The following is an 8,257-nucleotide window of genomic DNA, read 5'->3' as shown; positions in this document are numbered from 1 at the left end:
GATGACGACCGTCCGGTGCGGAAAGGCGGGGGTGCCGGGGGGATAGGGGAGACCAGGCAGCGAAGAAAGATCGCGGTGGGTGTTGAGATGCAATTGCTTGTGCCGCCGGTGCCATGGCTCAGCCAACCGGCTTTCCTTTTCCAGGATCGCCGTCGGCACGCCGGCGTTCATCAAGGCGTGCGCGACGGCCAGCCCGGCAGCACCGGCGCCGACGACGATTGCCGGCTCGACCTTGGCCGGCAGATCCACAACCGATCTGATTGTCGTATCAGTCATTCACTCGAATCCCGTTCGACGCTAGGCTGGCAGGACGCTGTAACCGTTTGATCCCGCGCAGGATCCCTGCAGCAAACCGCGGCCGAAATTTCGAGCGATGCGAATTAGCTCCGTACGCCGGGCCGCGGTTGCGCTCTATATGGCATATGCGCGATATCAACGGTAATCAGGTCGCGGCAATGTGATTGATTCGAGGCTCGGGGTGGCTGGCGGGTCTCGGTTATCCCCACGCGCATGCCCGAAATCGACTCCGATTTTCGAGTCATGCGCAGAATCAAAGTGTTACAGCACCTTGGCGCGTCCTGGACGGCCGGCGCTGTAGGCGGCACGCGGAATCTCGACCATGCCCTCCTTGCGGTTCTATTTCGACAAGATCCTTGAGGCCGCCGCGCCCGAGGTCGAGCGGCAGGCGCTGACCCATGTCGAACGCTTGGCACTGGTGCGCCGCTATGGCGACTTCTCGCTCGCCTATTCCACCGCCGTGCAAGGCAAGCTCTCCTATTTCGGCGACGCCGACGGCTACATCGCCTTCGGTACCAAGATGAAGCACCATTTCGCGCTCGGCGACCCGGTGGCGGCTCCGGCGCGTCGGGCCGATTACATCAAGCGCTTCGTCGAGACCGCCGGCAGCCCGTGGTTCGTGCAGGTCGGCGAGGAAACCGCACGCGTGCTGGCCGGCCTTGGCTACAAGGTCAATCGCCTCGGCATCGACACCCGCCTCACCCTGCCCGAGCATGATTTTTCCGGGAAGCGCAACGAGACCGTGCGCTACTCCGAGCGCTGGCTGCTGAAGAAAGGCTTTTCGTTCGACGAGGACAAGCGCACGATTTTTCTGGATGAAATTGCCCGGCTTTCGGAAAACTGGCGCGGCGACCGCATCGTCAAGCGCTGGGAGATGGGCTTTCTCAACCGCCACTTTGCCGACCATCTCGGCACCGACATGCGCCGTTTCGTCCTGCACGGTCCCGACGGCGGACTGGTCGCTCTGCTCGACTTCGACCCGCTGTGCCGCAACGGAAAGGTCATCGGCTACACGACGGCCTTCAAGCGCAAGCATATCGACGCTTCGCCGCATGCCGAGGTCGGCCTGACCAAATTCGCCGTCGATCGTTTTCGCGAAGAGGGCATCTCGGTGGTCACGCTCGGCCTGTCGCCGATGCTCGATATCGGGCCAAGCGGCTTTGCCGAAAGCGATTTCTGGCGCAATGCCTTCCAGCGCGCCTACGATTCGCCCTGGGTCAATCGCCGCAGGTTCAACCTGCAGGGCCAGGCGGCCTTCAAGCGCCGCTTCCACGGTGTCGAGGAGCCGGTCTACATCGCCTTCCGCAAGGGGACGTATGTCGAGATGCTGGGGTTGCTGCGGCTGGTCAAGGCGATCTAGATGTATCGATATTCAGGTGAGGCCGGCCTGACCTGAATCTCAACAGACCTGGCGGCGTTCTGCCGTCAATTCCTCAACCGATACCCTGTCCTGAATATCCAGGCGACGATCGTTATACAGATCAGCAGGAAGACGACCGTCATGCCGAGGCTGACGCCGACCGAGACGTCGGACTTGCCGTAGAAGCTCCAGCGGAAACCGCTGATCAGATAGACGACCGGGTTGAACAGCGTGATCGTGCGCCAGACCTCGGGCAGCATGTTGATCGAATAGAAGCTGCCACCGAGGAAGGTCAGCGGCGTGATGATCAGCAGAGGAACCAGTTGCAGCTGCTCGAAACTCTTCGCCCAGATGCCGATGATGAAGCCGAACAGGCTGAAGGTCACCGCCGTCAGCACCAGGAAGGCGAGCATCCAGAACGGATGCAGGATGGTGAGCGGCACGAACAGCGAGGCGGTGGCCAGGATGATCAGGCCGAGGATGATCGACTTGGTCGCGGCACCGCCGACATAGGCGATGACGATCTCCAGATAGGAGACCGGCGCCGACAGAAGCTCGTAGATCGAGCCGACGAATTTCGGGAAATAGATGGCAAAGGAGGCGTTGGAGATCGACTGCGTCAACAGCGATAGCATGATCAGACCCGGCACGATGAAGGCGCCGTAGCTGATGCCGTCGATCTCGGTGATGCGCGAGCCGATGGCCGAGCCGAAGACGACGAAATACAGCGACGTCGAGATGACCGGCGAGACGATGCTCTGCAGCACGGTGCGGAAAGCACGTGCCATTTCCATCCGGTAGATCGCCCATACTGCGCGAAGGTTCATGGCTCCCTCCTCACCAGATTGACGAAGATCTCCTCGAGCGAAGAGTTTTGCGTGTCGATATCGCGGAACTGGATGCCGCCGGCCTCGAGATCGCGCATCAACGAGGCGACGCCGGGTCGCTCGGCCTGGTTGTCATAGGTGTAGGTCAGCTGCCCGCCATCGGGCGACAATTCCAGCGCATAGCGCGAGAGCGCCTCGGGAATGGCCGTCAGCGGATTGCGCAGTTCCAGCACCAGCCGCTTGCGGCCGAGCTTGCGCATCAGTTCGGCCTTGTTCTCGACCAGGATGATCTCGCCGCGGTTGATGACGCCGACGCGGTCGGCCATCGCTTCGGCTTCCTCGATATAGTGCGTGGTGAGGATGATGGTGACGCCGTCCTCGCGCAGCCGGCGCACCATCGCCCACATGTCCTGGCGCAGCTCGACGTCGACGCCGGCGGTCGGCTCGTCGAGGAACAGGATGCGCGGCTCATGCGACAGCGCCTTGGCGATCATCAGCCGGCGCTTCATGCCGCCCGACAGGGTGATCGCCTTGGCGTCCTTCTTGTCCCACAGTGAGAGATCGCGCAGCACCTTCTCGACAAAGCCGTGGTTGGCCGGCTTGCCGAACAGGCCACGGCTGTAATTGACCGTCGCCCAGACGCTCTCGAAGGCATCGATGGTCAGTTCCTGCGGCACAAGCCCGATCAGACCGCGCGCGGCGCGATAATCCTTGTTGATGTCGTGGCCGTCGACGGTGACGGTGCCCGACGAGCGGTTGACGATGCCGCAGACGATCGAGATCAGCGTCGTCTTGCCGGCGCCATTGGGCCCAAGCAGCGCGAAGATTTCGCCGCGCTGAATGTCGAGATTGACTTCCTTGAGCGCGGTAAAACCGGTGGCGTAGGTCTTGGAGACGCCGGAAATGGACAGGATGGAAGGCATGGATGAAAACGGCTGCTTGAAAGAGGTCCCCTGATATAGGCCGAATGTCGGTGCTTGCAACCGCAAGCCAATGCCCTGCTGACAGTTCTCGACAATCGTTGCAGGCCGGCCATTGCAGGTGCGGCGCACAGGCCCGGAGTTGCGCGGCATGCAACCGGGAAAATTGTCCTGTGGCGTTCAGCCTCGCGGCAGGACGCCGCTTTGACCTGAACTCGCTTCGGGCCTATTCTTCGCGAGTATTTGCAGCAGCCGGAGCCCATCATGGACCCGCTCATACTTTCGCGTATCCAGTTCGGCGCGAATATTTCATTCCACATTCTATTTCCGACGATCACCATTGCGCTGGGTTGGGTGCTGCTGTTCTTCAAGCTGCGCTACAACGCGACCAACGATTCCGCCTGGATGCGCGCCTATTTCACCTGGGTGAAGGTGTTCGCGCTGTCCTTTGCCATGGGCGTGGTTTCGGGCGTCACCATGAGCTTCCAGTTCGGCACCAACTGGCCGGGCTACATGGAAAAGGTCGGCAACATCGCCGGGCCGCTGCTGGCCTACGAGATCCTCACCGCCTTCTTCCTCGAAGCGGCCTTCCTCGGCATCATGCTGTTCGGCTTCCGCCGCGTTTCCAACCGCATCCACACGCTGGCGACGGTGCTTGTCGCCGGCGGCACCACCGTCTCGGCGTTCTGGATCATCGCGCTCAATTCCTGGATGCAGACGCCGGCCGGCTTCGAGATGCGCGACGGCGTGGCGCATGCGGTCGACTGGTGGGCAATCATCTTCAACCCGTCGATGCCCTACAGGCTGACCCACATGCTGCTGGCGTCCGGGCTGACGGTGTCGTTCCTGATCGCTGGCCTGTCGGCGCTGCGCTATCTCACCGGCGACCGTTCGGAATCGATGTGGAAGGCGCTGCGCACCGGCGTCTTCACGGCCGCGATCCTGATCCCGATCCAGATCTTCGCCGGCGACCAGCATGGGCTGAACACGCTGGAGCACCAGCCGCAGAAGATCGCCGCCATGGAAGCCAACTGGAACACCGGCCCCAACGTGCCGCTGGTGCTTTTTGCGCTTCCCGACGAGGCCGCGAAGGAAAACAAATTCGAGATCGCCATTCCCGACGGCGCCAGCCTGGTGCTGCGGCACTCGACCAGCGGTGTCGTGCCGGGACTGAACGATTATCCCGGCAACCATCCGCCGGTCTTTCCGGTGTTCTGGGGTTTCCGCGTGATGGTCGGCACAGGCATATTGATGCTGCTCGTCTCGTGGTCGGCCGCCTTCTTCCTCAAGCGCCGGCACAGCCTGCCGAAGCCGCTCGCCATGCTGATGGTACCGATGGCGCTGTCGGGCTGGCTGGCAACGCTGGCCGGCTGGTACACCACCGAAATCGGCCGACAGCCCTGGCTGGTGACGGGCGTGCTGAAAACGGGAGACGCGGTCGGCCCGGTGGCGGGCAGCCATGTCGCGCTGACGCTGGCGACCTACCTCGTTCTCTATGTGCTTTTGCTGATCGCCTATCTCGGCGTGCTGGTGCACCTGGCGCTGAAGGCGGCGAAGGACGGCGATTCATCGCCGCTGCCGGGCGTCATGAACGCCGCCATGTCACAGCCGGCGGCTGGCGAGTAGGAGAAGAAGATGAGCTTCGACTGGCCAACCGCGCTTCCCCTCATCTTCGCCGGCCTGATGGGCCTCGCCATCCTGATCTACGTCATTCTCGATGGTTTCGATCTCGGCATCGGCATCCTGTTCGCCGCCGCCGAAGACGCCGAACAGGATACGATGATCGCCGCGATCGGCCCGTTCTGGGACGCCAACGAAACCTGGCTGGTGCTGGCCGTCGGCCTGCTGCTGGTCGCCTTCCCGCTGGCGCATGGCGTCATCCTGACGGCGCTCTACATTCCGGTCTTCGTGCTTTTGCTCGGGCTGATCCTGCGCGGCGTTGCCTTCGATTTCCGCGCCAAGGTGCCAGCTGGCCGGAAGCATCGCTGGAACCGTATTTTCTTCCTGGGTTCGCTCATCGCCTCGCTGGCGCAGGGCTACATGCTGGGTGTCTATGTGCTCGGCCTCGATGTCGGCCTCGGCGGCATGGCGTTCGGCGTGCTGGTGGCGTTCTGCCTTGCCGCCGCCTACGCGGCGATGGGCGCCGCCTGGGTGATCTACAAGACCGAAGGCGAGCTGCAGAAGAAGGCGGTGCGCTGGCTGCGCACGACGCTGGTGCTGACCGCGCTCGGCATGGCCGCGGTGTCGCTGGCGACGCCCTTCGCCAGCCCGCGCATCTTCGACAAATGGTTCGTCTGGCCGGAGATGCTTTATCTGTCGCCGCTGCCGATCCTGTCGGCGCTTTTGTTCCTGTGGCTGTGGCGGCAGACCTTCCACCTGCCGAAGCCCGACGACCGCCATTCGCTGACGCCGTTCCTGACGCTGGCCGCCATCTTCGCGCTCGGCTTTGCCGGCCTCGCCTGGTCGTTCTACCCGTTCGTGGTGCCGGATCGCCTGACCATCTGGCAGGCGGCCTCGGCACCGGAAAGCCTGGCCATCATCCTGGCCGGCACCGTGGTCGTGCTGCCGATCATCATCTTCTATTCGTTCTATGCCTACCGGGTGTTCGGCGGCAAGGCGACGGATTTGACATATGATTGAGGTTGGCGGGGGTGAAGGTGGCAGCAGCTACCGTGCCTTCGTCAGGATTCGCTGTCCCGCCAGCACCAAACAAAAAACCCGGCGCAAGGCCGGGCTTTTCAAACGCTTACGAGACAGTAGGCCTCAGCTCACCTGGACCTTCGACGACGCCTGGTCCTCCGCCAGCTTCTGCTGGAACATCTGCGCGAAGTCGATCGGGTCGAGCATCAGCGGCGGGAAGCCGCCATTGCGGGTTGCCTCGGCGATGATCTGGCGGGCGAACGGGAACAAAAGACGCGGGCATTCGATGAACAGGATCGGCAGCATGTGTTCCTGCGGAAAGCCTGCGATGGCGAACACGCCGCCATAGACCAGCTCGACATTGAACAGCACTTCCTGGTCGAAGGACGCCTTGGCGTTGAGCGTCAGATTGACGTCGAACTGCTTGTCGGAGAGCGGGTTGGCGTTGACGTTGACATTGATGGCGATGCCCGGCGCCTTGTCGCGGCCGCGCAGCGAATTCGGCGCGCCGGGGCTTTCGAAGGACAGGTCCTTCACATATTGCGCCAGAACGTTGAGCGACGGCTGCGCCGCATTGCCGTTTCCGTTGGCTGCGCCGACCGGCGCGTCATCTTTGCTGGCCATAAGCCTTGTCCTCTTGCCTGGGCAGCGTCGCTGACCGAATTGAAATCGGGCGTTCGCTACCATGGCGGGGATGACAAGACAAGGTTTGCCGCCTTGCTTCCCGGCTGCGGCATGGAGATGGGACGGCGCGTTAATCGTCCTTCAGGCGGCGCCACGGCGAGTTGTGATCCGGGCCGCGCTTCAGATCGTCCTCGCGCGAATAGTCGCCGTCTTCGAGGTCGATGACCCTGTCGCGCTGGCGGCCACGAAAACCGCCGGTCGAGAAATCGGTAGCGACGACAATGCGGCCCTTGAACCGGCTCCAGGCAAAGTCGCGCAACGGCGGCAGAAACAGCAGCAGGCCGATGATGTCGGTGATAAAGCCGGGGATGATCAGGAGGATCGCCGCAACCACGATCATGGCGCCGTGCGCAAGGTGGCGGCTGGGGTTCTGGCCGGCCGCCATCTCGGTGCGGATGCGGGCCATGACACCAAAACCCTGGTATCGGAGCAAAAGCACGCCGGCGATGCTCGAGGCCAGCACGAGGCCGACCGTCGCCAGCGCGCCGACCTCGCGGCCGACGATGACGAAACCGGCAATTTCCAGCAGCGGCAGTGCAAGGAGAAAGAAGGGAAGCAACGAAATGCGCAAGTCTTGCCAACCTTTTTCGATCGTTATGACCGTTTTGATTGTTTTGGCCGCCAGCTGGCAATCGCCGCTGGCACTGAGGCTGTTAGATAGGTATGCCTGCCTTTGATTTGAATGATTGCGCCTTGCGTTCTATATGCTTTGAATGTTGAACGCTATGCGACCGCGGCCATTGGGCCTGACGGTCCGGCCACAGGGCAGGGATTGATTGGCGGAAGATATGGGATTCTTCGACTTCGGCACGATTTTCTTCCTGATTGCGGCGGTGGTCATCTTTTTCCAGCTGCGCAATGTGCTGGGCCGCCGCACCGGCAGCGAACGGCCGCCCTTCGATCCCTATTCGGCGGCTCGCACCAACGACAAGGATGCCGCCCAGAAATCCGAAAACGTCGTCTCGCTGCCGCGCAAGCGTCCGCCAGGCGAGCCGGCTCCCGACGCCTATGCCGCGATCGACGCTTTCGCCAAGCCCGATACCGACCTCAACAAGGGCCTGCGCACGATCAAGGACAATGATCCGTCCTTCGAGCCGAAGGGTTTCGTCGACGGCGCCAAGATGGCTTATGAGATGATCGTCATGGCCTATGCCGACGGCGATCGCAAAACGCTGAAGAACCTGTTGTCGCGCGAGGTCTATGACGGTTTTGTCGCCGCCATCGGCGAGCGCGAGGCCAAGGCGGAAAAGATCCAGTCCTCCTTCGTCGGCATCGACAAGGCCGATATCGTCTCGGCCGAGATGAAGGGCGGCGAGGCGCATGTCACGCTGCGCATCATCAGCGAGCTGATTTCGGCGACCCGCGACAAGGCCGGTGCCGTCATCGACGGCGACCCGGAAACCGTCGCCGGGGTCAAGGATGTCTGGACCTTCGCCCGTGACACGCGCTCGCGCGATCCGAACTGGAAGCTCGTCGCCACCGAGGAAGAAGACTAGGGAATACGCGGCGAGGCTCCGGTGTCGCTATCG

9 protein-coding genes are annotated in these 8,257 nt (G+C 62.5%); 4 read left to right on the top strand and 5 right to left on the bottom strand.

Going from position 1 to position 8,257, the window contains the following annotated elements; genetic code table 11:
* Window positions 1-276 (bottom strand): NAD(P)-binding protein (locus EN914_RS15740; protein ID WP_127389147.1); only part of this gene is annotated, 276 nt, incomplete at its 3' end.
* Between the two features lie 343 nt (window positions 277-619).
* Here EN914_RS15740 and EN914_RS15735 point away from each other — a divergent pair.
* Entirely contained in the window at window positions 620-1,657 is a 1,038-nt protein-coding gene (locus EN914_RS15735; RefSeq protein ID WP_013528679.1) for a phosphatidylglycerol lysyltransferase domain-containing protein, read from the top strand.
* A gap of 65 nt (window positions 1,658-1,722) precedes the next feature.
* On the opposite strand, the gene EN914_RS15730 is transcribed toward EN914_RS15735, so the two are convergent.
* Complete coding sequence (locus EN914_RS15730) at window positions 1,723-2,484, bottom strand: ABC transporter permease (protein ID WP_013528680.1); 762 nt, start codon at window positions 2,482-2,484, stop codon at window positions 1,723-1,725.
* Window positions 2,481-3,407 carry an ABC transporter ATP-binding protein gene (locus tag EN914_RS15725; RefSeq protein ID WP_024502216.1) on the bottom strand — a complete coding sequence of 309 codons (927 nt, stop codon included), beginning with the start codon at window positions 3,405-3,407 and terminating at the stop codon, window positions 2,481-2,483. Before EN914_RS15725 ends, EN914_RS15730 begins: the two co-directional genes overlap by 4 nt.
* A gap of 261 nt (window positions 3,408-3,668) precedes the next feature.
* On the opposite strand from EN914_RS15725, the gene EN914_RS15720 reads away from it, so the two are divergent.
* Together EN914_RS15720 and EN914_RS15715 are read left to right on the top strand one after the other, a co-directional pair.
* Entirely contained in the window at window positions 3,669-5,030 is a 1,362-nt protein-coding gene (locus EN914_RS15720) for a cytochrome ubiquinol oxidase subunit I (protein WP_024502217.1), read from the top strand.
* Window positions 5,031-5,039: 9 nt separating this feature from the next.
* Window positions 5,040-6,044 carry a cytochrome d ubiquinol oxidase subunit II gene (locus tag EN914_RS15715; protein WP_013528683.1) on the top strand — a complete coding sequence of 335 codons (1,005 nt, stop codon included), beginning with the start codon at window positions 5,040-5,042 and terminating at the stop codon, window positions 6,042-6,044.
* A 123-nt stretch (window positions 6,045-6,167) separates the two neighbouring features.
* Here the strand turns inward: EN914_RS15715 and secB are convergent, their stop codons facing one another.
* Window positions 6,168-6,668 (bottom strand): protein-export chaperone SecB, encoded by a 501-nt coding sequence (gene secB / locus EN914_RS15710; protein ID WP_013528724.1) that lies wholly within the window; start codon window positions 6,666-6,668, stop codon window positions 6,168-6,170.
* A gap of 130 nt (window positions 6,669-6,798) precedes the next feature.
* A complete protein-coding gene (locus tag EN914_RS15705; protein WP_024502218.1) occupies window positions 6,799-7,299 on the bottom strand; it encodes an FxsA family protein in 501 nt (166 codons plus the stop codon).
* A gap of 217 nt (window positions 7,300-7,516) precedes the next feature.
* Between EN914_RS15705 and EN914_RS15700 the strand changes: the two genes are divergently transcribed.
* Window positions 7,517-8,224: a Tim44/TimA family putative adaptor protein gene (locus EN914_RS15700; RefSeq protein ID WP_127389146.1), complete on the top strand. Its 708-nt coding sequence runs from the start codon at window positions 7,517-7,519 to the stop codon at window positions 8,222-8,224.
* Window positions 8,225-8,257: the final 33 nt, after the last annotated feature.

Origin of the sequence: Mesorhizobium sp. M7A.F.Ca.CA.001.08.2.1, from assembly GCF_003998455.1 — a bacterium.
GTDB lineage: Bacteria > Pseudomonadota > Alphaproteobacteria > Rhizobiales > Rhizobiaceae > Mesorhizobium > Mesorhizobium ciceri.
Note: the sequence above shows the minus strand (reverse complement) of the source record. Positions and strands in the feature narration are given on the sequence as shown.

Bases quoted from the DNA above. Each gene is read 5' to 3' on its own strand.
- EN914_RS15735 (WP_013528679.1), top strand. From the start codon at position 620: ATGCCCTCCTTGCGGTTCTATTTCGACAAGATCCTTGAGGCCGCCGCG.
- EN914_RS15730 (WP_013528680.1), bottom strand. From the start codon at position 2,484: ATGAACCTTCGCGCAGTATGGGCGATCTACCGGATGGAAATGGCACGT.
- EN914_RS15725 (WP_024502216.1), bottom strand. From the start codon at position 3,407: ATGCCTTCCATCCTGTCCATTTCCGGCGTCTCCAAGACCTACGCCACC.
- EN914_RS15720 (WP_024502217.1), top strand. From the start codon at position 3,669: ATGGACCCGCTCATACTTTCGCGTATCCAGTTCGGCGCGAATATTTCA.
- EN914_RS15715 (WP_013528683.1), top strand. From the start codon at position 5,040: ATGAGCTTCGACTGGCCAACCGCGCTTCCCCTCATCTTCGCCGGCCTG.
- secB (WP_013528724.1), bottom strand. From the start codon at position 6,668: ATGGCCAGCAAAGATGACGCGCCGGTCGGCGCAGCCAACGGAAACGGC.
- EN914_RS15700 (WP_127389146.1), top strand. From the start codon at position 7,517: ATGGGATTCTTCGACTTCGGCACGATTTTCTTCCTGATTGCGGCGGTG.